At 70.3% G+C, this 25,013-nt stretch carries 20 protein-coding genes; 12 read left to right on the top strand and 8 right to left on the bottom strand.

Features of this window, described 5'->3' with window-relative positions; all coding sequences use genetic code 11:
- Positions 1 to 15: 15 nt before the first annotated feature.
- The 3 genes from B0I29_RS09945 to B0I29_RS09935 all read right to left on the bottom strand — a co-directional run bounded on the left by B0I29_RS09945 (position 16) and on the right by B0I29_RS09935 (position 3,113).
- Entirely contained in the window at positions 16 to 1,911 is a 1,896-nt protein-coding gene (locus tag B0I29_RS09945) for a DEAD/DEAH box helicase (protein ID WP_111648578.1), read from the bottom strand.
- A 279-nt stretch (positions 1,912 to 2,190) separates the two neighbouring features.
- A complete protein-coding gene (locus B0I29_RS09940) occupies positions 2,191 to 2,415 on the bottom strand; it encodes a DUF3107 domain-containing protein (RefSeq protein ID WP_111648577.1) in 225 nt (74 codons plus the stop codon).
- A 38-nt stretch (positions 2,416 to 2,453) separates the two neighbouring features.
- Positions 2,454 to 3,113 carry a TetR/AcrR family transcriptional regulator gene (locus tag B0I29_RS09935; RefSeq protein ID WP_111648576.1) on the bottom strand — a complete coding sequence of 220 codons (660 nt, stop codon included), beginning with the start codon at positions 3,111 to 3,113 and terminating at the stop codon, positions 2,454 to 2,456.
- Between the two features lie 286 nt (positions 3,114 to 3,399).
- Here B0I29_RS09935 and B0I29_RS09930 point away from each other — a divergent pair, with 286 nt between their 5' ends.
- The 6 genes from B0I29_RS09930 to B0I29_RS09905 all read left to right on the top strand — a co-directional run bounded on the left by B0I29_RS09930 (position 3,400) and on the right by B0I29_RS09905 (position 12,161).
- Positions 3,400 to 5,160, top strand: a complete 1,761-nt coding sequence (locus B0I29_RS09930) for a Daple (RefSeq protein ID WP_245972393.1) — start codon at positions 3,400 to 3,402, stop codon at positions 5,158 to 5,160.
- A complete protein-coding gene (locus tag B0I29_RS09925) occupies positions 5,160 to 6,104 on the top strand; it encodes an alpha/beta fold hydrolase (RefSeq protein ID WP_111648575.1) in 945 nt (314 codons plus the stop codon). The genes B0I29_RS09930 and B0I29_RS09925 overlap by 1 nt, the downstream gene beginning before the upstream one ends.
- 94 nt (positions 6,105 to 6,198) lie before the next feature.
- On the top strand, positions 6,199 to 7,089 hold the full coding sequence (locus tag B0I29_RS09920) for a DUF3152 domain-containing protein (RefSeq protein WP_111648574.1): 891 nt from the start codon (positions 6,199 to 6,201) through the stop codon (positions 7,087 to 7,089).
- 178 nt (positions 7,090 to 7,267) lie between these two features.
- On the top strand, positions 7,268 to 9,901 hold the full coding sequence (locus B0I29_RS46575) for a DUF3152 domain-containing protein (protein WP_245972390.1): 2,634 nt from the start codon (positions 7,268 to 7,270) through the stop codon (positions 9,899 to 9,901).
- A 109-nt stretch (positions 9,902 to 10,010) separates the two neighbouring features.
- Positions 10,011 to 11,192, top strand: a complete 1,182-nt coding sequence (moeZ, locus tag B0I29_RS09910) for an adenylyltransferase/sulfurtransferase MoeZ (protein WP_111648573.1) — start codon at positions 10,011 to 10,013, stop codon at positions 11,190 to 11,192.
- A gap of 165 nt (positions 11,193 to 11,357) precedes the next feature.
- The gene (locus B0I29_RS09905) at positions 11,358 to 12,161 is read left to right on the top strand and encodes a prenyltransferase/squalene oxidase repeat-containing protein (protein ID WP_111648572.1); all 804 of its coding nucleotides are present in this window, start codon (positions 11,358 to 11,360) and stop codon (positions 12,159 to 12,161) included.
- A 1,005-nt stretch (positions 12,162 to 13,166) separates the two neighbouring features.
- Here the strand turns inward: B0I29_RS09905 and B0I29_RS09900 are convergent.
- Both B0I29_RS09900 and proB read right to left on the bottom strand, forming a co-directional pair.
- Positions 13,167 to 14,408: a glutamate-5-semialdehyde dehydrogenase gene (locus B0I29_RS09900; protein WP_111648571.1), complete on the bottom strand. Its 1,242-nt coding sequence runs from the start codon at positions 14,406 to 14,408 to the stop codon at positions 13,167 to 13,169.
- Positions 14,409 to 14,489: 81 nt separating this feature from the next.
- Positions 14,490 to 15,602 carry a glutamate 5-kinase gene (gene proB / locus B0I29_RS09895; RefSeq protein ID WP_181557741.1) on the bottom strand — a complete coding sequence of 371 codons (1,113 nt, stop codon included), beginning with the start codon at positions 15,600 to 15,602 and terminating at the stop codon, positions 14,490 to 14,492.
- Between the two features lie 62 nt (positions 15,603 to 15,664).
- Between proB and B0I29_RS09890 the strand changes: the two genes are divergently transcribed.
- Entirely contained in the window at positions 15,665 to 15,967 is a 303-nt protein-coding gene (locus B0I29_RS09890) for an MGMT family protein (RefSeq protein ID WP_111648569.1), read from the top strand.
- A complete protein-coding gene (locus B0I29_RS09885) occupies positions 15,967 to 16,764 on the top strand; it encodes a class I SAM-dependent methyltransferase (protein ID WP_111648698.1) in 798 nt (265 codons plus the stop codon). The genes B0I29_RS09890 and B0I29_RS09885 overlap by 1 nt, the downstream gene beginning before the upstream one ends.
- Here the strand turns inward: B0I29_RS09885 and B0I29_RS09880 are convergent.
- Complete coding sequence (locus B0I29_RS09880; RefSeq protein ID WP_111648568.1) at positions 16,761 to 17,441, bottom strand: TetR/AcrR family transcriptional regulator; 681 nt, start codon at positions 17,439 to 17,441, stop codon at positions 16,761 to 16,763. The two genes, B0I29_RS09885 and B0I29_RS09880, sit on opposite strands and share 4 nt — an antisense overlap.
- Positions 17,442 to 17,545: 104 nt before the next feature.
- Between B0I29_RS09880 and B0I29_RS09875 the strand changes: the two genes are divergently transcribed.
- Positions 17,546 to 18,475, top strand: a complete 930-nt coding sequence (locus B0I29_RS09875; RefSeq protein WP_111648567.1) for an NAD-dependent epimerase/dehydratase family protein — start codon at positions 17,546 to 17,548, stop codon at positions 18,473 to 18,475.
- An 11-nt stretch (positions 18,476 to 18,486) separates the two neighbouring features.
- Here B0I29_RS09875 and B0I29_RS09870 read toward each other — a convergent pair whose 3' ends face one another.
- Entirely contained in the window at positions 18,487 to 19,878 is a 1,392-nt protein-coding gene (locus tag B0I29_RS09870; RefSeq protein ID WP_111648566.1) for a gamma-glutamyltransferase, read from the bottom strand.
- 48 nt (positions 19,879 to 19,926) lie between these two features.
- Here B0I29_RS09870 and B0I29_RS09865 point away from each other — a divergent pair, with 48 nt between their 5' ends.
- From B0I29_RS09865 to B0I29_RS09855, 3 genes are all read left to right on the top strand, one after another.
- Positions 19,927 to 21,258, top strand: coding sequence for an MFS transporter (locus B0I29_RS09865; protein ID WP_111648565.1), 1,332 nt, complete (start codon positions 19,927 to 19,929; stop codon positions 21,256 to 21,258).
- Positions 21,255 to 22,673 carry a pyridoxal phosphate-dependent decarboxylase family protein gene (locus B0I29_RS09860; protein ID WP_111648564.1) on the top strand — a complete coding sequence of 473 codons (1,419 nt, stop codon included), beginning with the start codon at positions 21,255 to 21,257 and terminating at the stop codon, positions 22,671 to 22,673. Before B0I29_RS09865 ends, B0I29_RS09860 begins: the two co-directional genes overlap by 4 nt.
- Before the next feature lie 104 nt (positions 22,674 to 22,777).
- Positions 22,778 to 23,299 (top strand): NADH-quinone oxidoreductase subunit B, encoded by a 522-nt coding sequence (locus tag B0I29_RS09855; protein WP_111648563.1) that lies wholly within the window; start codon positions 22,778 to 22,780, stop codon positions 23,297 to 23,299.
- A 777-nt stretch (positions 23,300 to 24,076) separates the two neighbouring features.
- Here the strand turns inward: B0I29_RS09855 and hemC are convergent.
- Positions 24,077 to 25,006 carry a hydroxymethylbilane synthase gene (gene hemC / locus B0I29_RS09850; protein ID WP_111648562.1) on the bottom strand — a complete coding sequence of 310 codons (930 nt, stop codon included), beginning with the start codon at positions 25,004 to 25,006 and terminating at the stop codon, positions 24,077 to 24,079.
- Between the last annotated feature and the right edge of the window lie 7 nt (positions 25,007 to 25,013).

Raw genomic sequence — 25,013 nt, 5'->3', positions numbered from 1 at the left:
ACGAAATGCGATGGATCAGGCGTCAGCAGCGCCGGCGCCGGCCTCGGCGGGCGCGTCCGAACCGGCGGTGCGGCTGCGGCGGCGACGGCGGCGAGGAGCGGTGCCCTCGGACGGCCCGTCACCATCAACCGTGTCGGTCGCGACGGAGGCAGCGGGTGCGACCTCCGCGACGGCCGGTGCGGCGTCGGCGGAGCCGTCAGAGAACGGGATCGCGGTCGCGGCAGGGCGACGACGACGGGTCCGGGCGCGCGGGGCGGCCGTCCCCTCCTCAGCGACAGACGTGTCGGCGACCGGCGCCGAGTCCAGAGCCGGCTTGGAGTCCACGGCCGGCGCGGAATCAACGACGGGCGCGGAGTCCACGGACACCTGGGTGCCCGGCTGGTCCTCGTCGACCCGGCGGCGGCGGCGCTGGCGCTTGGGCCGCTCGATCGTCGACGTCTCGTCAGCGGAGCCGACGCCCTCGGAAGGCGCGGAACCACGGTCCGAGCCACGATCCGATCCGCGGTCTGATCCACGGTCCGAGCCGCGATCCGAACCACGGCCAGGACCACCGGCACGGACGCGCGGGCCACGGCCTCGCGGGGACTGGCCCCGGCGACCGACGCTGCCCAGGTCTTCCTCGATCTCGGCGGACAGACCGACCCGGCTGCGGTCGGCAGTCGGCAGGGTGCCGGAGATGTCGGACGGGATGTCCAGGTCGGCGTAGAGCGCGGGACTCGTGTGGTACGTCTCCGGCGGCTGCGGCATCCCCAGGCCGAGGGACTTGTCGATCAGCACCCAGCGGGGCATGTCTTCCCAGTCCACGAACGTGATCGCGACGCCGGTGGCGCCCGCGCGGCCGGTCCGGCCGATGCGGTGCGTGTAGGTCTCCGGGTCTTCCGGGCAGTCGTAGTTGATCACGTGGGTGACGCCGGACACGTCGAGGCCGCGGGCCGCGACGTCGGTCGCCACCAGCACGTCGATTTTGCCGGAGCGGAACGCCCGCAGTGCGCGCTCGCGGGCGCCCTGGCCCAGGTCACCGTGGACGGCCGCGACGGCGAAGCCACGGAAGTCCAGGTCCTCGGCGACCCGGTCGGCGGCCCGCTTGGTCCGCGTGAAGATCATCGTGAGGCCACGCCCGCGGGCCTGCAGGATCCGGGCCACCATCTCCAGCTTGTTCAGCGGGTGGGTGCGGTACACGACCTGCTTGGTCAGCGGGGAAGCGGCGCTCTCCGCGCTGTGGCCGGCGTGGATGGTCACCGGGTTGTGCAGGAACCGGCGGGACAGCGCGACGATCGGGTCCGGCATGGTGGCCGAGAAGAGCATCGTCTGACGCTTCTCCGGCAGCATCGCCAGGATCTTCTCGACGTCCTCCAGGAAGCCGAGGTCGAGCATCCGGTCGGCCTCGTCGAGGACGAGCGCCTTGACCGAGCCGAGCTTCAGCTGCTTCTGCTTGGCGAGGTCGAGCAGACGGCCGGGGGTGCCGACCAGGATCTCGACGCCCTTTTTCAGGGTGTCGACCTGAGTCTCGTACGCCACGCCGCCGTAGATCGGCAGAACGCGGACGCCGCGGGTGCTGCCGGCCGCCGCGAGGTCACGCGCGACCTGGAGACCGAGCTCACGGGTCGGGACGACGATCAGGGCCTGGGGGAGGCCGTCAGCGCCCTCGGAAGGGGCGAGGATGCGCTCCAGCAGCGGCAGACCGAAGCCGAGGGTCTTGCCGGTGCCGGTGGGCGCCTGGCCGATCAGGTCGGTGCCGCGCAGGGCGATCGGCAGCGCGTATTCCTGAATGGCGAACGCGTGGGTGATGCCGGCCGCGGCCAGCGCCTCGACAGTCTCGGCACGCACGCCGAGCTCGGCGAAGGTGGGGCTGTCCGGGCGGACCGGCGCACGGCTGGTTACGGGTACTAGAGCTTGCTCATTGTCGGTCATGAAGTTTTACGGGTGCCCTCTCGTGGTGCGCCCGTCGAAGTCAGGGGCGCGGTCTTGTTTTGGCGCGGGCCACACGCTGTGAAGCGGGCCGCACACGCGATCGCCGTACATCGCGGACCCGGTAATCCGGGTCTTGGCGGGTCGATTTGACAAATCGACGAGGACGGCAACGGCACAAGTCTACCCGACCAGCGGCCGGGCGCACCCGAGAGCAAGTTACGGGAGGGGACCCTGTGTATCAGGGTCCCCACTCGTCGTATTCAGCGAGCCGTAAAACTTTCAGCGAGTCGTGAAACCGAACGGGCGGTGCGACGCCTCGGCGATCTCCACGTAAGCCACCTTGGCGACCGGAATGATCACCTTGCGGCCCTTTTCGTCCGTGAGCGCCAGAACGCCGTCCTTGGCCAGCGCCTCGGACACCGCCTCCTCGACCTCCGCCGGGGTCTGCGCGCTTTCCAGCACCAGCTCACGCGGCGAATGTTGCACGCCGATCTTGACCTCCACGGGGCCCTCCTTTGTCAAACCGTCTACCGCCGATGAGGCTATCCGATTTCCGGCGGCGTACCGGCCGTTGAGCCGCCCTGGAGCGGGAAGCTGGCTATGCCGCGCCAGATCAGTGCAGCTACGAGCGCTTCGGCTTCAGCTTTCGGCGTACGGCGGCCGTTCGCCAGCCAGAACTGAGCGGCCTGCCCAGCCGCTCCGGCGAGGCCGGAAGCGAGCAGTTCGGCCTGATCCGGGCGGAGCCCGGTATCCGAGATGATGGTGTCCGTCACAGCGGCGATGCAGCCCTGCTCGACGCGCTCCACCCGCTGGCGAACCTGGGGGTCGTTGCGCAGGTCGGATTCGAAGACGAGCCGGAAGGCCTCGCTCTCGTGATCCATGAAGTCGAAGTACGCGCGGACCGCGCCCTTGACTCGCTCCTTGTTGTCGGGGGTTGCCAGCATCGCGCCACGCACCTTGGCGATTATCGCGTCGCAGTGCGTGTCCAGCAGTGCCAGATAGAGCTCGAGTTTTCCGGGGAAGTGCTGGTAGAGAACGGGTTTGGAGACACCCGCCCGCTCCGCGATGTCGTCCATCGCCGCGGCGTGGTAGCCATGGGCGACGAAGACCTGCTGCGCGGCGGCCAGGAGCTGCTTGCGGCGGGCCGAACGTGGCAGGCGGGTGGGTCGGGCGGTCTGTGCCCCGCCGGACGCAGCGGTCATTTCTCTGAACCTCCAGGGGGTCGGTCCCCGCGGTTTGTCGTCGTGGATTGCCCGGATCGGCGCTTGTCGCGGTCGTGCGGGCAATTGTCGCGACGCTGCAACTTATCGCCACTGCAACCACACGGTAGCCTCAGCTGGGGCGAGCGAGGAGCACGCGGTGGATGAATCAGGGCATTCCGGAGACGCCGGGGCCACAGGGAGCGGCAACGGCGCCGACTCGCGAGACCGCAGTCGAGTGAACGGGTGGGCGAACGCCGATAGTCCGTGGTCGAACGCAGGAGCGGCAGTGGAGCAGGAGACGGACGTGCCGTCGTGGCGTCGCCCGTCGGACGGTCGCCCGTTCGGGCGTCAGCAGTTCCCGCCGGAGCGCCCGTTCGGATCCGTGCCGTCCTCCGCGGTGCCCGCTCAGAATTCATCCGAGATTCCCCCTAACGGGTCAGCCGAGCAGCCGCCCGCGCCGTGGCCGGGTGAGCGCAGCCGCCTCGCCGAGATTCTCGGCGCCCGCCGCGCGCCTCAGCCGTCCTCCCCGGCGCCCATCGGTGCGCCGGCGCCGAGCAGCGCACCGCCGTACCCGTACGAGGGTGACCTCGACGACAACTACCGTGACGGTCCCGCGCCGCGCTCCGCACCGCCAGTGACCAGGCCCGACTGGGTTCCGGTCAACGAGCCTGCCGCCGGAGCCGAGCGTTCCCGGCACGCCCTGGTCACCGACACCCTCGCCCAGGGTCTGCCCCAGGTCGTCGCCGCGGACAACAGCGCGGCCCTGGCCCGTCCGTCGTACGATTCGGCGAGCTACCAGCGCCGCTACGAGCAGGGGCCGGTCGCGTTCCCGCCAGCCACCGACGACCTCAGCCCGTACCCCGCGCCTGGTCGTCCCGAGGAACCGGACGAAGCCCTCGTCGCGGCCGTGACCGAGAACAGCGGCGCGCTGCCCCAGCGGGTTCCGGCCCAGCCTGACGTCCCCCGAGTTCCGGAGCCGCCCTCCGTGGAGCCATCGGCCGAGGCGCCCGCCCTGGCGCGCATCGCGACGCATCTGCGTCGCGGTGACGTCGTGCCGGTGCAGGAACGGCAGGAGGGCTTCGACGTCCAGGACATCCTCGCCGCCGTGCGTGAGGTCTCCGGTGTCCGCGACGCGTCGCTGCGTGCCACGCCGGCCGGCGCGCACAGCCTGCGGCTGGACCTGTCCGACGGCGCCGACCCGGCCGAGGTGAGCCGCCGGGTGGCCCGCCTGCTCCAGGACCGGATGGGCCTGGACGCGGCGATGCCCGGGGATAGTCCGGCGCCGGCTCCGGTCTCCGCTCCGCCGCGTTTCGCACCGGCACCGACCTCGGCGCCGCCGCGGTTCGCGCCCGCCCCGGTGTCGTCGCCGATCGTTCCCGGTCAGACCCGGTCCGGCCGTGCCTCGGTCCCGGCGCCCGTCTCGGCGTCGCCGATTTCGGCCGCGCCGGTCTCCGCACCTCCGCCGGTTCTGCCGGCCGCGCCGATCTCGGTGGCACCGCCCGCCCCGATCTCGGCGGCCCCGATCTCGTCGGAGCCGTCCCCGTTGCCCGCGCCGCGCAACCACCCCCTCGTCGAGCGGGCCTCGCTCGTCCCGGTCGACTCGAGCAGGCCCCGCCCGCTCGACCCGGGCGAAAACCCGGGCCCGCGCGTGGTCATCGAGAACGTGCACGTCAACACCTTCGGCGCGGACGCCAGCGTCGAGGTGCGGCTGCGTGCCGGCGGCCGGGCGGCCTCCGGCGTCGCGACCGGCCCCGCCGTCGACGGCTACCTGTTGCGCCTCTGCGCGACGGCCACCGCCGGAGCGGTCGACGAGCTGCTCGCCTCCTCGCAGCATGAGCACGGCCCGGCTCGCTGTTTCGTCGAGCACGCCGCCTCGGTCTCGTTCGGCCAGATGCAGGTCGCGGTCGTCGTGCTGCTGCTGTCCTGCGACGGTGGCTGGGTCGAGCAGCTGGCCGGCTCCGCCGTGGTGAGTGGTGATGACCGGCACGCCATGGTCCGCGCCACTCTCGCCGCGGTGAACCGCCGGCTTGAGGCACTCTTGGCCTGATGAGAGGCGCGATGCTTGCCGACGACAGCGTGCTGTTGCCGGCCGACGAGATCCCGTCGCCTTGGCCCGCTCGCCGGGTCACGGTCGGCGGTTCGATGCTGCACGTCCGGGACACGCCGGGTCACCCCGGCGCCGAGCCCGCGGTGTACGTGCACGGCCTCGGCGGTTCGTCGCAGAACTTCACCGACCTGGCCGGCCTGCTCGCCGACCGCCTCGACGGCCAGGCCGTCGACCTGCCCGGATTCGGTTACAGCGACGCGATCCCGCGATATTCGATCCCGGCGTTCGCGACCACGCTGATCGATTACCTGGAGCACTCCGGGCGTGGTCCGGTCCACCTGATCGGCAACTCGCTGGGCGGGTCGATCTCGGTCCGGGTCGCCGCGCTGCGCCCTGACCTGGTACGCACTCTCACCCTGGTCTCGCCGGCGATGCCGTTCCTGAACCCGCGCCGCACCGCGCAGGGCCCGGTGCTGCCGCTGCTCGCCCTGCCCGGCGCGGAACGCCTGATGGCGTGGGCGCTGACCCGGGTCACCGCCGAGCAGATGGCCGAGCAGGTGCTCGCCGCGTGTTTCGGCGACACCACGAAGGTGCATCCGCAGCGCCGCGCCGAGGCGATGGAGGAGATCCAGCTCCGCTACACGGTGGCGCACTACCCGAAGGCGTACCTCGGGACGCTGCGCGGGCTGGTGAGCAGCTTCCTGCGGGCCTATCTGCCGGGTGAGGACTCGCAGTGGCGGCTTGCGGCCCGGGTGCAGGCTCCGACGCTGGTGATCGGTGGTCTCAACGACAAGCTGGTCGACCCGCGGGTGCCGGCCCAGGTGGCGAAAGCGATCCCGGACAGCCGGCTGCTGATCCTGCCCGGCGTGGGTCACGTCGCCCAGATGGAAGTGCCCCGGCTGGTTGCTCGGGGGATCGTCGGCCTGCTCGACGACGTGCGCTGAGGTTCAAACCTTTCACCCGCCCTCTGTGGGCCTCGCCGCACTTGATCAACTCGCCGCGCCCGGCATCGACGACATGTGCCAATGTGGAAAGCCCATGATCTCTTCAGCCCCGCCCACCGCAGACCGATGGCGTCAGTCCTGGCTGGTGATCCTGGCGGCGACGCTGGTCCTGCTCATCGCCGTCGTGATCGGCAACCAGATGACCGCCGACCCGTCCCCGGTCGGCAACGCCGCAGCGGCAGCCTCACCGTCGCCCGCCGTCTCCACGCCGCCGGTCGCTTCCGTCGCGCCCTCGCTCGCCGCCTCGCCGTCGGCTCCGATCCTCGAATCGGCCTCGGCTTCGCCTTCGCCCACCAGCCCCTTCCCGGCGGCCGGCCTGCTGCGCCTCTCCGGCTCGGTGCCCACCAAGGCTTCAGGCCATTTTTTGTACGCGTCTCAGCGCGGGCCGATCGTCGGTAGCAAAGGGCAGGTCCGGCGTTTCCGGGTAGCCGTGGAGAAGGGCAGCAACGAGGACGCCGAGGTGTTCGCGGCCCAGGTGCAGGCGATCCTCGGCGACAAACGGAGCTGGATCGGCAACGGCAACGTGCGCCTGCAGATGGTCACCGGCGCCGACAAGGCCGACTTCACGGTGTACCTGGCGACCCGGGACACGGCGGGCCAGATGTGCGCACAGGGCGGCACCAACATCCGGGTCGGCGGGGTGCCGTACACGTCCTGCCGCACCACCGGCAAAGCGATCATCAACCTGGACCGCTGGCGGTTGTCGGCCAAGCCGTACCTGGACGCGAAGATCAACCTCGCCACCTACCGCCAGTACGTCATCAACCACGAGGTCGGGCACGAGCTCGGCCACGGTCACCAGGGCTGCCCGAAGGCCGGCGGACCCGCCCCGGTGATGGTGCAGCAGACGCTGACGTTGCGCGGCTGTGTGCCGTACGCATGGCCTCGCCGCGACAACCGGAACTTCGCCGGTCCGTCGATCTGATCTTCACTGGGGAAATGCGAAAGTCCTGTGACAAGCGGTAAGTCGTGGCAGGCTTGCGCATGTTATGGCAAACGCGACAAATGGTTCTGCTGATACCAGCGCCCCCTCCGCCGGACGTTCCGTAGAGCGTTCCCGGGCCGAGGCCGCGCTGATGGCCGGCCTGCCATCGGTGCGGCGGGTGGGCGCACACCGTGCCGACCCGGAACCGGACGAAACCCCGGCCCACAGCGGCACGGCAACCGCCGCGGCTCCCACGGCGACTGCGGTCGCCGCCAGGGCGACCGTCGGCCGGGCCGCGGTGACGCCGCCCGCCGAGCCCGCCCGCAAGACGGCCAGCCACACGCCGTCGGGGCCCGGACCGGATCCGGACGGCGACGCCCCGAGTGGCGCCAAGCCGCGTGCGGTGGTCGCCCGGGCATCGGTGCCGGTGAAGCCGGCGTCGGCCAGGTCAACGCCGGTCAAGTCGACTTCAGCGACCACGGCCCCGGCAAAGCCGCCGGCGGTCAAGTCGACCCCGGTCAAGGTCACCCCGCCCAAGCCGCCGCGGGCCGACTCGATCCCGGCCGACTCGATCCCGGCAAAGCCGGCACGCGCGGTCAAGCCACCCACGGCGAAGTCACCCGCGGTCAAGCCGCCTGCGGCGAAGTCTTCCGCGGTCAAGCCGTCTGCTGTGAAGCCGCCTGCGGTGAAGTCGCCTGCCGTGAAGTCGACCTCGGCGCGGCCGGCGGACGACGAGCCGGCCGGCAAGGCCACGAGCCGTACCGCGCGTAAGAGCACGTCAGCCGCCTCGCAACCGGAGGCGACGCCCCCACCTGCGAAGACGGTTCGCCGGGCACCGGCCGCCAAGTCCCAGCAGACCGACGCCAAGACGACGCGCGATGCTGTCACCAGGGCCGCCCTGGCCGCACGAGGTGCCGGACCGGCGAAAGCTGTCCCGGACAACCGCGCCACACCGGCACGAGTCCAGTCCGTCGAGGCCGCACTCGCCGCCAGGACGGATCCCGCAGCCAAAGCAAGCAAAACCCGGCGTCCCCGTGGCTCGGCCGCCGCTGCGAAGCCAGCCGAGGCCGCCGCGCCGGTGCCGGAGCGTACCGAGCTGACCCGGGGGATCGTCGAGCTGGCCGCCGAACGGTTGGCCGCCTCACGCCCCGCCGAAACAGTGCCTGCGGAGAGCACGCCTGGGCGGAGGACGCCCGGCGAGACTCCTGCCGCGCGACGTCAGGCCAACTACAAGCAGGCCCAGCAGCTGAAGGCCCAGCAAGGGCACCCAGCCCACCCCGGTACCGCCTGGACAGCCGGCCAGGTGGCCCTGCCCGCCATCAGCTGGACGGGCGCGGACGCGACGGACCAGCAACAGCACTTCGAGCCGCAGTGGCCGCAGGACTTCGACGACCACTACGACCAGACCGGCAACCGTCCGCCGGTGGGCCTTCCGCCGAGCCTCCGGCTTCCGGTCGACGTGCCTGACAACCTCTGGCCACCCGCTGCCCTGCCGCAGAGCGACAAAGCCGCCCTGCCCCGATACGACGCGGCCACCGAGCCCGAATTCGACACAGCCGACCGGCCCGAGACAGGCGAAGCCCAGCCGGCTGAAATCCGCGAAGCCGGTCTGACCGATTTCGACAACGCCGAGAACCTTCGCGAAGACGCCTGGGGAACCACACCCGACGATGCTTGGGGTGCTCCGGCCGAGACCCACGAGCCCTTGAGCGCCGCCGAGCCGCACGGCACTGTCGCCTACCCGGACGCGCCCGAGGAGACGACCGCCGAACGGATCTACCCGGCCACCGAGCACCAGATGTCCGCTCTCGGCCAGCGTCTCAACGGGCTTCCGGCCGACCACGGCCACGACCGCGGTTTCCTCCCCGGTGTCCTCTCCCAGGACGACACCGACGGCACCGGCAGCAGCGATGGCACCGACGACGCCTACGAGAACTCCGAGACCGCCCGTCACGGCGCTCCCTCCCCGCGCGTCCGGCAGACGATTCGGCGCAGGAGGCGTGCGGTGCTTCTCGCGTACCTCTTGGTGGTCGCCGGGATCTTGGTCGCCGGGCATGAGCTTCGCGATCGAGAAGAAGCGGCGCCAGAGGCCGCGCAGCCGGCGGCGGAGCAGGCAGCTCAGCCCACGACGGCCGCGGAGCCCACGGCAGCGGCGACAGCCGCGCAGGGCATCGTGCCGAACGACACGGACGCGAAAGCGCCCGCCGCCACCGAAGAGCAAACCGGAACCGCCGAGGCCGTCACGACCGGCGACGCGGGGGAGTTCCGATACGCGAAAGGCCGCGGCCCGATGCTCGGCACCGGCGGACAACTCCACCGATTCCGGGTGGCCGTCGAGGAGACAGTGGACGGCACCGCGCCGGCCGCCTTCGCCGAGATGATCGACGAGACGCTCGGCGACGACCGGAGCTGGACCAACGACGGCCGGCTGCGGATGCGGCGGGTGCAGAGCGCCGGCAACGCGGACTTCACGATCTACCTGGCGTCGGCCGCCACCTCGGAGAAGATGTGCGCGACCGGTGGTCTGCAGACCGAGGGGTTCACCTCGTGCCGGGTGCCCGGCCAGGTGATCATCAACGCTGACCGGTGGGTGGACGGGGTCGTCGATTACGACGGGCACCTCGCCGAGTACCGCCGATACGCGATCAACCACGAGGTCGGCCACGAGCTGGGACGCGGCCACGAGGCGTGCCCGGGTGACGGCGAGAAGGCTCCGGTGATGATGCAGCAGACGTACGGTCTGAAGGGCTGTACCCGCAACGCCTGGCCCTATCTGAGCGGCAAGCGGTACGCGGGCGAGCCGACCGTCTGAATATTCCCAGATCCCGCATGTCGGGCCGGTGTCCGACGTCATGGGCATATCCGCGCCGAACGAGCGACAATGGGCGGCGATCCTTACCACCGAACCCCGGGGAGTGACTGTGGCTCTGCCCCCGCTCGTCGAGCCGGCCGCTGAGCTGAGCATCGACGAGATCCGCCGCTATTCGCGACACCTGATCATCCCCGACGTCGGGATGGACGGTCAGAAGCGGCTGAAGAACGCGAAGGTGCTCGCGGTCGGCGCGGGCGGCCTCGGCTCGCCGACGTTGCTGTACCTCGCCGCTGCCGGCGTGGGCACACTCGGCATCATCGACTTCGACACGGTCGACGAGTCCAACCTCCAGCGCCAGATCATTCACGGCGTCTCCGACATCGGTACGCCCAAGGCGGAGTCCGCGGCACGCAGCATCGCCGAGGTCAACCCGCTGGTGAACGTGGTCATTCACAACACCGCGCTGGACCGTGACAACGTCAAAGAGATCTTCAGCCAGTACGACCTGATCGTCGACGGCACCGACAACTTCGCGACCCGCTACATGGTCAACGACGCTGCGGTGCTGCTCGGCAAGCCGTACGTCTGGGGTTCCATCTACCGCTTCGACGGCCAGGCCTCGGTCTTCTGGGAGGAGCACGGTCCCTGCTACCGCTGCCTCTACCCGGAGCCCCCGCCGCCCGGCATGGTTCCGAGCTGCGCCGAGGGCGGCGTCCTCGGCGTGCTCTGCGCGTCGATCGGCTCGATCCAGGTCAACGAGGCGATCAAGCTGATCACCGGCATCGGTGAGCCGCTGGTCGGTCGCCTGATGGTCTACGACGCCCTGGAGATGGAGTACCGCAAGATCAAGGTCCGCAAGGACCCGGACTGCGTGCTCTGCGGGGACAACCCGACGCTGACCGACCTGATGGAGGACTACGAGGACTTCTGCGGCGCGGTCTCGGTCGAGGCGCAGGAAGCCACCTTCAACGCGACCATCACGGCTCGCGAACTGAAGGACTGGCAGGACACCGGCAAGGACGTGTTCCTGGTCGACGTCCGTGAGCCCGCCGAGTGGGAGATCAACCGGATCCCGGGCGCTGTCCTGATCCCCAAGGGCGACATCCTCTCCGGCGCGGCGCTCTCGCAGTTCCCGCAGGACCGGCAGATCGTGCTGCACTGCAAGTCCGGTGTCCGCTCGGCCGAGGCGCTCGCCGCGCTGAAGGCGGCCGGGTTCAAGGACGCGGTGCACGTCCAGGGCGGCATCGTCTCCTGGGTCAGCACAGTTGACCCTTCGTTGCCCTCGTACTGAAACGCGATTTGGCCTCGGTTTTCCGCCGCGGGTTAGCTCAGTTGTCACTCTGAGGGGTTGCTTTTGCAGCTCCTCAGAGTGATGAACAAGTGACCGAAACGGACGAACGTCACAGATGTCGAATCGGCACAGCGAATCACAGGCGCGGACTGTAGCGTCACCACAGTGGTCGATATAGACGCCGCCATCGGGTACGTGGTCGCCCACGGTGACCCGGTCGAGCGAGCACGTTTGTCTTACCTCCGGACCGGTCAGCCGGCGCCGGAGGAGGTTGTGGACCGCATCGCCGCCGGACAGATGCTGGAGGGCGGCTGGTCCGCCTCCGCCGAGGGCGCGGTCCCATCGATCGACGCGACCTGCTTCCGCCTCGCCGAACTCGACGACCTCGGCAGCCTGCGCGGCCCGGTGGTGGAGCGAGCGCTGAACTGGCTCGCCACCGCCCAGCGCGGCGACGGCACCTGGCAGGAGCACGAGTCCCTCGCCGGCGAGGCCCCACCGTGGGCGATGCCCGGCGACCCGGAAGCAACCCTGTACCTGACCTCGGTGGCCGGGTTCTGGCTGACCGCCGCCGCGGTGGAGGCCGACCCGTATCAGACCCGCTCGCCGTTCGGTGAGGCCATCGGCCGTGCCGCCGCCTTCGTGGTCTCCCAGCTGAACCCGGACGGGACCTGGCCGTCTTTCCTCGCGGTCGGCTGGCACGCCGCCGGGCTGCTGCACCAGCGCCAGTTCTTCTACGAGTCGGCGAGGGTCCAGCAGGTCCTCGGCGACCGCCTTCCGAACATGGCTTCGGCCGACGTGGCGGCGATGGCGGCCGCGCTGCGCCGGGTCAACCTGGGTGACGACTGGCTGCTGCAGAGCGCCCGGAAACGTCTCGCCGAGACGCAGCGGATCGACGGTGGCTGGGACAGCAACGAGGGCCCGCTCTTCGACGTCAACATCACCCTGACGGCGCTGCGAGCCTGCCGCTGATCCTCACCGCGGGATCGTGGTTCAAACCGCGTCCGCTCGTGTTTCGCCGTTCCGCGGTTCCGCCGTTCCGTGGCCGGTGGCCGGTGGCCGGTGGCGGGTTGGAGCGGCTCTCGTGGCGAGGCGTCGTTCAGATCTTGTGCCGTTTGGCCGTCCGATCGACCGCAAACGCACGAGTTTCCGGGAAGGCCACCCGTGGCGTGTCGATTTTGGGCGATCCGCGAGTTTGCTGGTGACGCGCTGCCACCGCAGGGGTGAGGGGTTTGGGCTTTGCGGTAATCCGTGGGGGTTAGAGCACCCGTGGGTTACCAAGATTTGGCCGGCGACGCCTGCTTAGTGCTCACCTTCCGTGACGGTTCGGTGGAGCGAGTGGCACCGGCCAGACATCCGGCCGCACCCGCCACCACAGCGGCGAAGTCGCTCGCCAGCGCCAGCGCCAGCTCCCGCGCCAGCGCCAGCTCCCGCGCCGGTCCCGCGATCTTGAGCGATGTTCTACACGGGGCGGTCAACAATCGCTCAAGATTCGCTGGTCTCCCGGTTGGCCCGTCGCCCGGCTGCCGATCTTGTCGAGTTACGCGGCCCCGTTCGCGGCAAACTCCGCAAGATCGAGCACGGGTCGGCGCTCTGGTGCGAATCAGTCGCGAGCACACTCAGGCGGCTGGTGGCGATGACCAGGCCGCACCGAGTGTGTCCGTGAGCTCCTGCCCCCGCTCTGGCGTAGACGAGGTCGCACCGAACCGCTATGTGCGACCTCGTCCGCTCCCGCTGACCGTGCCGGACTTCGCTGGCGCGGCATCACGATCGACCGGCCAGCATCCGGGCCGGCCAGCATCTGGAGCGGCCAGCATCCGGGGCGACCGGCGCATGCAGAACGCCTACGCAAGGGCGGTGAGCGCACGCCAAACGACCAGAGCTTGCCAGGATCGCGTAAACCCAGCCCAGCCCAGCTCAGCCCAGCCGCGCAAAGCTCAGCTCAACCGCGCAAAGCCCAGCCCAACCGCGCAAACCTCAGCGCGTATGACCATTCCCGGTCACCACGTACTTCGTCGACGTCAGCTCCGGCAACCCCATCGGACCCCGTGCATGCAGCTTCTGCGTGCTGATCCCGATCTCCGCGCCGAACCCGAACTCGCCGCCGTCAGTAAACCGAGTCGACGCATTAACCATCACAGCCGCCGCGTCGACGCCTGCCACGAAGCGCCGCGTCGCGGTGACCGACTCGCTCACGATGGCTTCGGTGTGCCCGGTGCCGTACCGGCGGATGTGGTCGAGCGCGTCGTCCAGTGAGTCGACGACGGCCACCGAGATGTCGGCGGCCAGGTATTCGGTGCCCCAGTCATCCTCGGTCGCGGCGACCACGTCGTCGCTGTAACCGGCGACCCGCGCGTCACCGTGCACGGTCACGCCGTGGCTCGCGAACTCCTCCAGCACCAGCGGCAGGAACCGCTCGGCGATCTCGGTGTGCACCAGCAGCGACTCCGCGGTGTTGCAGGTGGAGAGGCGCTGGGTCTTCGAGTTCACCGTGACGGCGAGGGCTTTCTCCAGGTCGGCGGCGGAGTCCACATAGACGTGACAGTTGCCGACGCCCGTCTCGATCACCGGAACCGTCGACTGCTCGACCACCGTCTTGATCAGCGAGGCGCCACCGCGCGGGATCAGCACGTCGACCAGGCCGCGGGCCCGCATCAGCTCCTTCACCGAGTCGCGGGTGGTGGCGTCGAGCAGCTGGATCGTGTCGGCCGGAAGCCCGGCGTCGGTGACCGCTTTGCGCAGCACCGAGACGATCGCCGCGTTCGACGAGAAGGCCGAGCCGGACCCGCGCAGCAGCGCCGCGTTGCCGGACTTGAGGCAGATCCCGGCGGCGTCGGCGGTCACGTTCGGCCGGCCCTCGTAGATCATGCCGACCACGCCGAACGGCACCCGGACCTGCCGGAGCTCCAGGCCGTTCGCCAAGGTCGAGCCGCGTACCACGTCGCCGATCGGGTCGGGCAGCGCGGCGAGCTGGCGCAGCCCGTCGGCCATCGCGGCGACCCGCTCGGTGGTCAGCGTGAGCCGGTCGATCATCGCTTCGCCGATGCCGTTCTCCCGGCCGTTGGCGATGTCCACCGCGTTTGCCGCGACGATGTCGTCCGACCGCTCGACCAGGCGGTCCGCCATCAGCAGCAGCGCCTTGTCCTTCTCAGCGCGGGTCGCGCCCGCGAGGTCGATGGCCGCGATCCGGGCCGCGGCAGCCTGCTCCAGCACGCTCATGGCAAACCTTTCTAAGATCAAAAACCTGCTTGGGTACGCACTAAAGCAGCACCAAATCGCCCTAAGCAGAACCAAATCGTCCTAAAGAAGCACCAGATCGTCCCGGTGCACGACCTCTCGTTCATAACCCGGGCCGAGCGCCGCAGCCAACTCCGGAGTGGAGCGTCCGAGCAGGGCGGGCAGCTCCACCGCGTCATAGTTGACCAGACCGCGGGCGACAGGTGTGCCGGAGCCGGCGTCGACCAGGTCGACCGGATCGCCGGCGGCGAACGAGCCGTCCACCGCGGTGATCCCGGCCGGCAGCAGTGATTTGCGCCGGGCCACCACCGCGGCCACGGCACCGGCGTCCAGGTGCAGGCGACCACGCGGCGAGGTGGCGTGTGCCAGCCAGAACAGCCGGGCGGCCGGTCGCGACGACGCCGCCTGGAACAGCGTGCCGACGTCCTCGCCGGCCAGCGCCCGCGCGGCCAGCGGCGCGGCGGTCAGCACCACCGGGATGCCGAACCCGGTGGCGATCCGGGCCGCCTCGACCTTGGTGACCATGCCGCCGGTACCGACACCGGACCGGCCCGGCGTCGCGATGTTGATGCCCGACAAATCCGACTCGTCGCCGACGAAACCGATCCGCCGCGACGACGGATCCGACGGGTTGCCGGTGTACAGCGCGTCCACATCGGAGAGCAGCACCAGCAGGTCGGCGTCGGCGAGGGCGGCCACCAGCGCGGCCAGCCGGTCGTTGTCGCCGAACCGGATCTCCTCGGTCGCGACCGTGTCGTTCTCGTTGACGATCGGCAGCGCGCCGAGGTCGAGCAGTTTCCGCAGCGTCCGGTACGCGTTCCGATAATGCGCCCGCCGGGTCACGTCGTCGACGGTGAGCAGCACCTGCCCGACGGTGATCCCGTGCCGGGCGAAACCCGTCGTGTACCGCCCGATCAGCAGGCCCTGGCCCACCGAGGCAGCGGCCTGCTGGGTGGCGAGGTCACGCGGTCGCCGTGGCAGGTTCAGCGGGGACAGGCCGGCGGCGATCGCGCCGCTGGACACCAGAACCACCTCGCGGCCGGACGTCGCCAAACCGCCGAGGGTGTCGACGAGGGCGTCGATCCGCTGCTCGTCGATACCGCCCGCCGCGGTGGTCAGGGAGGACGAACCCACCTTCACCACGATCCGGCGCGCACCGGTCACCACATCTCGCACCCGGCCCATTGTGCTCGGCAGGGCGGTGTCAACCGTCGTCAGATCCCATATCTTGGCGTGTGATGACACCCGAGGAGTACGTCGAACAGGTTCTGACGCTGGTCGAGAGCATCCCGGAGGGCCGGGTCATGTCGTACGGCGGCATCGCCGACACGCTGGCCGAGCGCTCCGGCCGCAACTCACCACGTCAGGTCGGCACGATCATGGCCCGGCACGGTGGCGGTGTGCCCTGGCATCGTGTGGTGAACAGCGCCGGACGCCTGCCACCGGGGAACGAACGGGAGGCGCGGGCCCGGCTGCTCGCCGAAGGTGTTCCGATGCGCGGAGAACGCGTCCAGATGACGAAAGCCGAGTGGCAGCCGTGATGGAGAACGGACAACCCAGCAAGACCGCTTGGAGTGCCGCACGGTATCGGGCCGCACACCAGATCATCGAGCAGGGACGGATCTTCGCCGACCCTCTCGCCGTACCCATGCTCGGTGAAGCGCAAGCGGATCTCCTGGCTGACGCACCGCGGCGCGCGATGCGGCTTTTCATCGCGGCGCGGACGCGGTTCGCGGAGGACGCGATTGCCGCGGCGGTCGGGCGTGGCGTTCGTGAGCTGGTGATTCTCGGTGCGGGCCTGGACACGTTCGCCTATCGCAATCCGCACCCGGGGTTGCGCGTGACCGAGGTTGATCATCCGGACACGCAGGCCTGGAAGCGGAAGCGGCTCGCTGAGACCGGCATCGCGATCCCGGAGAGCGTGCGTTACGCCGGCGTCGACTTCGAGAAGGAGACGATCGAAATCGGTCTGGACGGTCCGGCGTTCTTCCTCTGGCTGGGTGTTGTGCCTTACCTGAGCGCTGACGGTTTCGCCGAGACGCTCGCCTTCGTCGCGGCCGGCGAGGGCAACGAGGTGGCGTTCGATTACGCGCAGTCACCGGAGCGGATGGCGGGTGCGCGCCGAGCCGCGCTGGAGGAGCGCGCCGCGCGGGTGGCGAAGCTCGGCGAGCCGTGGCTGACCTATTTCGAACCCGAAGATATCGGCGCTGACCTGCGCGAACGCGGCTTCACTGAGATCGAGGACCTGGGCCCGTCGGCGCTCGCGGCGCGCTATTTCGATCGCCCCGACGTGCCACCGGAGACGCCCGGCGGTCACGTCCTGCACGCCCGCCGCTAGCTCAGGCCGGCAGCGGCGGCGGCGGCCCGCATCTGGTATTCGAAGAAGCCGCGCCGGTCCTCGTCGACCGACTTGTTGAGCTGGCCGAACAGCTCGGCGCTGATCGCGCCGCAGAGCTGGAAGAAGCCGGCCAGCGTGTCCGCGACCACGTGCGGCGGCATGCCCGCCTGGAACGTCTCCGCGATCGGCGCGAGCTCCTGCGCGAAACTCGCGCTGATCGGTTCCCGAGCCGGGATCAAACCCCTCTGGTACGCGTCACCGAGCGTGGCCCCGAGCAGCAGGATGACCCGGGTAGCCGGCCCGATGGTGTCCTGCGGCGCCTGATAACCAGGCACCGGGCTCCCATAGATCAGCGCCCACTGATGCGGATTGACCAGAGCCCAGTCCCGGACGGCGTGCCCGGCGGCGAGCCATTTGCCAAGCGGCATCACCTGGGTCGCGGCGGCCCGATCAGCGGCGTCACCCACCTCGTTGTACGCGTCGATGATGAGCGCCGTGAGCAGCTCGTCGCGGCTGGCGAAGTACCGGTAGACCGCCGACGAGGCCATGCCGAGATCGCGCGCCACCGCCCGCAGCGAGAGGTTCGCGCCGTCGGTGGCGAGGTGGCGGCGGGCCACGTTCTTGATCTCTTCGGTCATCTCGGCCCGCACCCGGGCTCGCAGGTTCGCGGCGCTCATGCGCCCAGTGTGCCACAACGAGAGCACTGCTCTTGCAAATCTGACATGCCATGTGCGACTGTTGTTCTCGACAGAGAGCACTGCTCGCAAAGGAGATCATCGTCATGGCTCAGCATGTCGTCGTCGGTTCCGGCCCGATCGGCTCCAAGGTCGCCCTTCTCCTCGCCGACCAGGGCGAGAGCGTCCGCGTCGTCACCCGCAGCGGCCGCGGCCCGGAGCACGAGCTGATCGAGCGCGTCGCCGCGGACGCCTCCGACACCCGCCGCCTCACCGAGGTCACCGAGGGCGCCGAGGTGCTCTACAACTGCGCGAACCCGAAATACACCGAGTGGGCCAAGCTCTGGTTCCCGATGAACAACGCGATGATCGCCGCGGCCAGGTCAGCCGGCGCGGTCTACGCCATCACCGGCAACCTCTACGGATACGGTCCCCAGCCCGGCGGCCTGATGACCGAGGCCAGCCCGCTCGCCGCCACCGGCCGCAAGGGCCGCATCCGCATCAAGATGTGGCAGGACGCCCTGGCCAGCGGCGTGCGCACGATCGAGGCCCGTGGCTCGGACTACGTCGGCGCCGGCACGGCCGGGATCTTCTCCACGGTCCTGCTGCCGGCCATCCAGAAGGGCCGGCCCGCCTGGGGCCCGGCGAAAATGGACCTGCCGCACTCGTTCACCTACACCGGCGACATGGCCCGCACGCTGACCACCCTCGCCCGCGACGAGAGGGCGTACGGAAAGGCCTGGCACGTCCCGTCACCCGCGCCGATCACCATCCGCGAGATGGCCGCGCGGTATTGCGAGCTCACCGGCCAGCCGCCGCTCAAGGTGCACAGCATGCCCCGGTTCGTGATGCGCACGGCCGGCCTGGCCGTCCCGATCGCCCGCGAGCTCGCCGAGATGGACTACCAGTTCTACGCGCCGTTCGTGATGGACAGCTCGCTCACCGAGCGCACCTTCGGCCTCACGCCCACCAGCCTCGACGAGGCCCTGCGCGAGACCGCGACCGCCGCCGACGAGACCGCCGCCCGCACGATGTGATGCACCGGGAGTCAGACGATGATGCCGACGCCACCGCGGCGGGGATCACCCGCCGCGCCGGCCAGGCCCACCGCGGTCACCCCGCCGAAGTAATGGTTCAGCTCCGGCCACTCGACCACCTCCCAGCCCGCGTCGACGAGCGCCGCCAGCTCCTCCGGTGGGCAGCCCGCCTCGGCGTGCACGGTGTCCGCGACGACGTGGTACCTCGGCCGGGCGATCGCCTCCGGCACGGTCAGGTCGTCGACCAGCAGGCCGAGCAGCGTGTCCACCAGGGCGGTACGGATTCGCGACGCCCCCGCTGACCCGGCCGCCACGGCCAGCCCGCCGTCCGGGGCGATCACCACGAGCGGGCACATGTACGACGCCATCCGCCGCCCCGGCAGCAGTTCCTCGGTGAGCAGCTCACCCTCGCCGAGCATCGAGTTCAGGTTGATGCCGAGACCGGGCAGCCAGACCCCGGCACCGAGACCGAGCGTCGTGGTGATCACGCAGGCGTTGCCGTCGGCGTCGACGACGGACACGTTCGTGGTGTCGCCGAGCCGTTGCGCGCCCCGGTTGCGCAGCGCGGTGGCGACCGCGGGTGCCCGTTTCGGCCGGGACAGGTCCTCGGGCAGCGCCGCGATCGTGTCGATCGTGCGGTTGAGGTCGTGCCGGGCGAAAACCTGGTGCCCAGCCAGCAGGGCCCGGTCCACGCCGGTCGAGACGACCCGGTAACTCGCCAGGTCGGCTAGCCCGAGCGCGCCACCGGCGGCTCGGACCGAGTCGACCAGCACGGGGGCGTACTCGCCGGTGTAGAAGACGTCCGGTCCCCGCTCCGCGAGCACGTCCATCGCGGTCGCCAGCCCCGGGTGGAAGAGCAGCTCGTCGCCCTGCAGCAGCCGCCCACCGGGCTGATAGAGCTCGGCCCCGTCGCCGTACGCCAGGGCCGGCGCGCACGCCTCCAGCGTGCGGGCGTGCGCGAGCGGCAGCAGCACCCCGGTACGCGCCAGCCCGGCCGCCGGCTCCACCACCTCCGGCCAGGGCAGACGCCCCCAGCGCCGGTGCACCTCGCCGAGCCCGGCCGGTACGCCGGGGACCGCGACGCTCGCACCACCGATCGAGTACGTCTGTGGCAGCCCGCCGAAGAACACGTCGACCGCGACCATCGGCTCGGCCTTGCGATCGCCGTCGAGTCCGGGCACCGCGACGAAGAAGTCGAGACAGGTGACCTCACCGGTACGCGCATCGAAGTAGGTGGCGAACCCGCCGCCGCCCAGTCCGGTGTAGACCGTTTCGGCGACGCAGCACGCCAGAACCGCACCGACCGCGGCGTCCGCGGCGGACCCTCCGGCCTCCAGGATCCGCACCCCGGTGCGGGCGGTCGCCGGGTGGCTCGCGGCGACGCCGGCCGCAACGCTTTTCATGCGGCGAGCGTAGGCGGCAGAGGCCGATCATGGTTACGATGCGCGTCGATGACGACACCTGGTCCCTCTCCCGTGTTACCCCGGACGGGCGTACTCCCACGCGGAGTTTTGGCTGGATATGCCCTGGGCTCCTTGGTTACCGGCGCCTTCGGCACGGTGCCCGGTTTGCTTCTTCTGCCTTATCTGACCGATACGCTCGGTGTTGCGGCGGGTGTCGCCGGACTACTCGTGTTGCTGCCGAAGGCCTGGGACGTTCTGGTCAATCCGGTCGCCGGCCGGATCTCCGACCGGCGCGGTTCGCGACGCCCGTTCCTGCTCATCGCCGGTCTGCTGCTGAGCGTGCTCTTCGCCGCGATCTTCCTGGCGCCGTTCGGCGGCAGCGCGGCCTCCGGTGCGTACGTCGCTGTCGCGTTCCTCGCGGCCGCCACCGCGTACGCGTTCTTCCAGGTCCCCTACGTCGCGATGCCCGCCGAGCTGACCGACGGTTACGCGGAACGCACCCGCCTGATGACCTGGCGCGTCGCCGTCCTGGCCCTCGCGATCCTGATCTCCGGTGCACTCGCGCCGCTGGTCGTCGACCTCACCGGCGGCGGCCGCGAAGGACACCGGTGGTCCGGCGCCTTCGTCGGCGCACTCATCGTCGTGGGCACGCTTGCGACATTCTTGGGTACGCGCAAAGCAGACGTTCGTACGGCCGCTGAATCCGAGCCCAGCCTGCGTGCCCAGCTGCGGGTGGCCTCCGGGAACCGTCCGTTCCGCGTGCTGCTGATCTGTTTCGTGGTGCAATCCGCCGGTATCGGGACGATGCTGGCCGGTGTCCAGTACTTCGCCGACCACGTGCTCTTCCAGGCCTCCGGCGCGACGTTCCTGTTCGCCGCGTTCGTCGGCCCGGCCCTGCTCGTGATGCCACTGTGGACGGCGGTCGGCAACCGCTGGGGCAAGCTCCGCTCGCTGATCGTCTCGTCGCTGCTGTTCGCGGCCGGCGCCCTGCTGCTGCTCGCCTCGCCGGCCCTGCCGCCGCTCGCGGTCTACCTGATCGTCGCGGTGATCGGCGCCGGGTACGCGGGCCAGCAGGTGTTCGCCCTGTCGATGCTGCCGGACTGCATCGCGTACGACACCGAACGCACCGGCCGCCGCCAGGCCGGCGTCTTCACCGGCCTGTGGACCGCGGGGGAGACCCTCGGCCTGGCGCTCGGCCCCGGCATCTACGCGGCGCTGCTGCAGATCTCCGGGTACGCCTCCTCGGCCACCGGCGAGGCCGCCACCCAGAGCGACAGCGCCCGCCTCGGCGTCCTGCTCGGTTTCACCGTCGTCCCGGCGACCCTGGTCGGTGCCGCACTGGTGCTCCTCCGCGGATATCAGGAGAGGATGAAAGCGTGATCGACGCGCTGCCCGAGAAGGGCGTCCCCGCCGAGCAGGTCCTCGCCGAGTTACGTGAGCTGCGCGGCTCCGACCTGCCGACGCACGGCGGGCGGCTCTTCGCGTACGTCTACGACCCGGCGCTGGACGGCCTGGACGAGCTGGCCCGCGCCGCGCACGCGATCTCGTCGCACGTCAACGGCCTCGACCCGACGGCGTTCCCGTCGCTGCTCGCCATGGAGAACGCACTGGTCGGCGCGGCGGCCCGGCTGCTCGGCGGCTCAGACGGCACGGTCGGCAGCGTCACCAGTGGCGGCACCGAGTCGCTGATCCTCGCGGTGAAAGCGGCCCGCGACGCCCACCCCGAGATCTCGTCACCTCGCCTGGTGATCCCGTCCACGGCTCATGCCGCGTTCGCCAAGGCCGCGCACTACCTACGGGTCGAGCTTGATGTCGTACCGACGAAGGGTTTGAAAGCGGACCCGCAAGCGATGGGCGCGGCAGTCAGGCCGGAGACCGTCCTGGTCGCGGCCTCGGCCCCGTCGTACGCACACGGCGTGGTCGACCCGATCCCGGAGATCGCGGCGCTGGCGGCGGAGCGCGGCGTGCGTTTCCACGTCGACGCCTGCTTCGGCGGCTGGATCCTGCCCTACCTGCGCCGGCTCGGCGCCGACCTGCCCGATTTCGATCTGTCGGTCCCGGGCGTCACGAGCATCTCGGTCGACCTGCACAAGTACGCCTACGCGCCGAAGGGCGTCTCGGTCCTGCTGCACCGCGACGAGGCGCTGCGCAGGCCGCAGTACTTCGCCTACGCGGACTGGCCCGGCTACACGATGATCAACCCGATCATCTCGTCCACCCGCTCCGGCGGCCCGATCGCCGCCGCGGTCGCGACGCTGCGCTCGATCGGCGACGCCGGCTACCGAGACCTGGCCGTCTCCGTCCAGGAAGCGGTAAGCATCCTCGCCGCCGCCGTGACCGAAACTGACGGCGTGCGTCTGTACGCGCCGGCGGAGACCAGCGTCGTCTGCCTGGCGTCCGACGGCGTCGACCTGTTCGTGCTGGCCGACGAACTGGCCGCGCGCGGCTGGCACACCCAGCCCCAGATGGCGTACGGCGACTTCCCCCCGACCATCCACCTGACCGTGACAGCCTCGGTGCGAGCAACCGCCCCGTCCTTCGCGGCCGACCTGAAGTCCGCGGTCTCATCGGCGAGAGCCCGCGGCCCGGTGGAGATCCCGCAGCTGCCACCCCTGACCCCCGAAATGATCACCCCAGAGCTGATCGCGTCCCTGGCCGAGGGCCTGGGCCTGGGCGGCGGCGACTTCTCCCAGATGGCAGCGGTGAATTCAATCCTGAACGCCGCCCCGCCGGCCTTACGCGAGGCACTCCTGACCGGCTTCCTCAGCCTCCTACAACGCCCGACTGCGTTATGACGCAATGATTGCGTCATAACGTCATCTGTCGGATCCGGACTCCGTGCTGGAGGTGGCCCGCACGCCGATGACCCTGGCCGAGCCTTACGCGGTAGGTTGACCGGATGGCCCTTCCTGGAGTGCTCGGTGAGCCGATCCGGTTCGTGCTGAACTGGGGGCGCCGTTACTCCCTGTGGGTGTTCAACTTCGGTCTGGCCTGCTGCGCCATCGAGTTCATCGCCTCCAGCATGGCCCGGCACGACTTCATGCGGCTCGGTGTCATCCCGTTCGCGCACGGTCCGCGCCAGGCCGACCTCATGGTCGTCTCCGGCACGGTCACCGACAAGATGGCCCCGGCGATCAAGCGGCTGTACGACCAGATGCCCGAGCCGAAATACGTGATCTCGTTCGGCTCCTGCTCGAACTGCGGCGGACCCTACTGGGACTCATATTCGGTCACCAAGGGCGTCGACCAGATCATCCCGGTCGACGTCTACGTCCCGGGCTGCCCGCCCCGTCCGGAAGCACTGCTGCACGGCATCCTCAAACTCCAGGAAAAAATCGCCGCCGAGCAGTCCGGCGTCGGCGGCGTCCCCCGCCCCGACGCCCTGGCCCTCACCGCCCCACTGGTCAAGCCACCCCTCTGAAACGGCGCTGTCCAAGCAGCCGTTCGAGCGCACAACCAGCGAATCTTGAGCGATATCGCACAGCAGGCTGTAGAAAATCGCCCAAGATCCCGAGCGCGGCCGGCCCTGAGCGCGGCCGGCCCTGAGCGCCCGAGCGCCCGCCCGCAGCGCGTCGCCCGCGACCCGCCCGTAGTCCCTGGACCGGGGGTCCGAGGGGAACCGCAGCCCCAGATCGCGTAGACCCGACGAGAGTGTGTCGACTTCGGGTTCGATACGCCCCCAAATTCGACACGCACACCGGGACTTTCGTGTCTGTGTCGACTTCGGGCTCGCTGCGCGCCCTAGTTCGACACGCACGCCGTGATGTGCCTGTCTGTGTCGACTTCGGGTGCGATACGCGCCCTAATTCGACACGCACCGGTGTGGGCTCCGCGGCACGCTGGCCTCAGCCATGCTGCCCGGGAATCCGGACCCGATCACTGGGCGACCGAGCTACTGACGACCCGGCCAGTGGGCGAGCCGTAGCTCAGATAGGTCATCGGGCTCTTATGAGATGTCTGAGCGACGGCTGAGCGGCACGAGCCGTAGGCCAGACATGTCATCGCAGCCTCATGACATGTCTGAGCGACGGCTCGCCCCCGTGACGACGAGGCCTGCGACGGCAGCGCACGCCGGGGCCAACGGGTCAGTTGAGGCAACCGTGACAGCCATCTGGGGCGGTGCCGCGCCCGGAATCCCCCAAAATGCGTGCCGCGCTCCCTACAGCCGCGCCCCCACACGCACCCTTGGCAGCTGTCTTTACCGGGTGACTCCGTCCAGGATCTCGCGGGCGCCCTGGCGCAGCAAAGCCGCCGCCACCGACGTGCCCAGCACGATCGGATCCGTCGCCCACTCGTGGGCGTCCAGGACGGTCTTGCCGTCCAGACTGATCACGCGGGCTCGCAGGCCGATCCGGCCGTCCGGTTCGATGCGGGCGTAACCGGCGATCGGGGAGTGGCAACTGCCCTGGAGGATGTGCAGCATCCAGCGCTCGGCCTCGGTCTCCAGCTGGGTCCGCCGGTCGCCGAGCGCCTCGGCCAGCTCCCGGGTGACCGCGTCGTCGTCGCGGCACTGCAGGACCAGCGTGCCGGAGCCGACCGCCGGCACGAACGTGTCAACGTCGATCGGGTGGGTCATCCGGTGCTGCTCGCCGATGCGGTCGAGGCCGGAGACGGCCAGGAGCAGCGCGTCGTACTCCCCGGCGTCCAGTTTTGCGAGGCGGGAATTGGCATTCCCGCGAATCGGCACCGCGGTCAGGTGCGGGAAGTGCAACGAGAGCTGCGCGATCCGGCGTACGGCAGAAGTGCCCACCCTCGAGCCGGCCGGAAGCTCGGAGAGCGAGGCGCCGCCGGGGTGGATCAGGCAGTCCCGGACGTCGTCGCGGGTCAGGTACGCCGCGAGCACCGTCCCGGCCGGCGCCGGCCGGTCGCCGGGCACGTCCTTGACGCAGTGCACGGCCAGGTCGGCCCGGCCGTCCAGCAGCGCCTGGTCGACCTCCTTGGTGAACGCGCCCTTGCCACCGAGGTCGGCGAGCGAGCCCTGCCATCGGTCGCCGCTTGTCGACAGCGGCAGCACCTCGACGGTCACCTCGGGGCGCCGCTCGGCGAGCAGCCGGCGGACCCGTTCGACCTGGGCGAGAGCCATCGGCGAGGACCGTGTTCCGATACGCAGCAAGCGTGAAGCGGACATAGCGGAA

This window comes from Actinoplanes lutulentus (assembly GCF_003259845.1).
GTDB classification, from domain to species: domain Bacteria; phylum Actinomycetota; class Actinomycetes; order Mycobacteriales; family Micromonosporaceae; genus Actinoplanes; species Actinoplanes lutulentus.
Note: the sequence above shows the minus strand (reverse complement) of the source record. Positions and strands in the feature narration are given on the sequence as shown.

Excerpts from the sequence above, each read along its gene's own strand:
- B0I29_RS09945 (WP_111648578.1), bottom strand. The coding sequence starts at position 1,911 with ATGACCGACAATGAGCAAGCTCTAGTACCCGTAACCAGCCGTGCGCCG.
- B0I29_RS09935 (WP_111648576.1), bottom strand. The coding sequence starts at position 3,113 with ATGACCGCTGCGTCCGGCGGGGCACAGACCGCCCGACCCACCCGCCTG.
- B0I29_RS09925 (WP_111648575.1), top strand. The coding sequence starts at position 5,160 with ATGAGAGGCGCGATGCTTGCCGACGACAGCGTGCTGTTGCCGGCCGAC.
- B0I29_RS09920 (WP_111648574.1), top strand. The coding sequence starts at position 6,199 with ATGATCTCTTCAGCCCCGCCCACCGCAGACCGATGGCGTCAGTCCTGG.
- B0I29_RS09900 (WP_111648571.1), bottom strand. The coding sequence starts at position 14,408 with ATGAGCGTGCTGGAGCAGGCTGCCGCGGCCCGGATCGCGGCCATCGAC.
- B0I29_RS09890 (WP_111648569.1), top strand. The coding sequence starts at position 15,665 with ATGACACCCGAGGAGTACGTCGAACAGGTTCTGACGCTGGTCGAGAGC.
- B0I29_RS09885 (WP_111648698.1), top strand. The coding sequence starts at position 15,967 with ATGGAGAACGGACAACCCAGCAAGACCGCTTGGAGTGCCGCACGGTAT.
- B0I29_RS09880 (WP_111648568.1), bottom strand. The coding sequence starts at position 17,441 with ATGAGCGCCGCGAACCTGCGAGCCCGGGTGCGGGCCGAGATGACCGAA.
- B0I29_RS09875 (WP_111648567.1), top strand. The coding sequence starts at position 17,546 with ATGGCTCAGCATGTCGTCGTCGGTTCCGGCCCGATCGGCTCCAAGGTC.
- B0I29_RS09870 (WP_111648566.1), bottom strand. The coding sequence starts at position 19,878 with ATGAAAAGCGTTGCGGCCGGCGTCGCCGCGAGCCACCCGGCGACCGCC.
- B0I29_RS09865 (WP_111648565.1), top strand. The coding sequence starts at position 19,927 with ATGACGACACCTGGTCCCTCTCCCGTGTTACCCCGGACGGGCGTACTC.
- B0I29_RS09855 (WP_111648563.1), top strand. The coding sequence starts at position 22,778 with ATGGCCCTTCCTGGAGTGCTCGGTGAGCCGATCCGGTTCGTGCTGAAC.
- hemC (WP_111648562.1), bottom strand. The coding sequence starts at position 25,006 with ATGTCCGCTTCACGCTTGCTGCGTATCGGAACACGGTCCTCGCCGATG.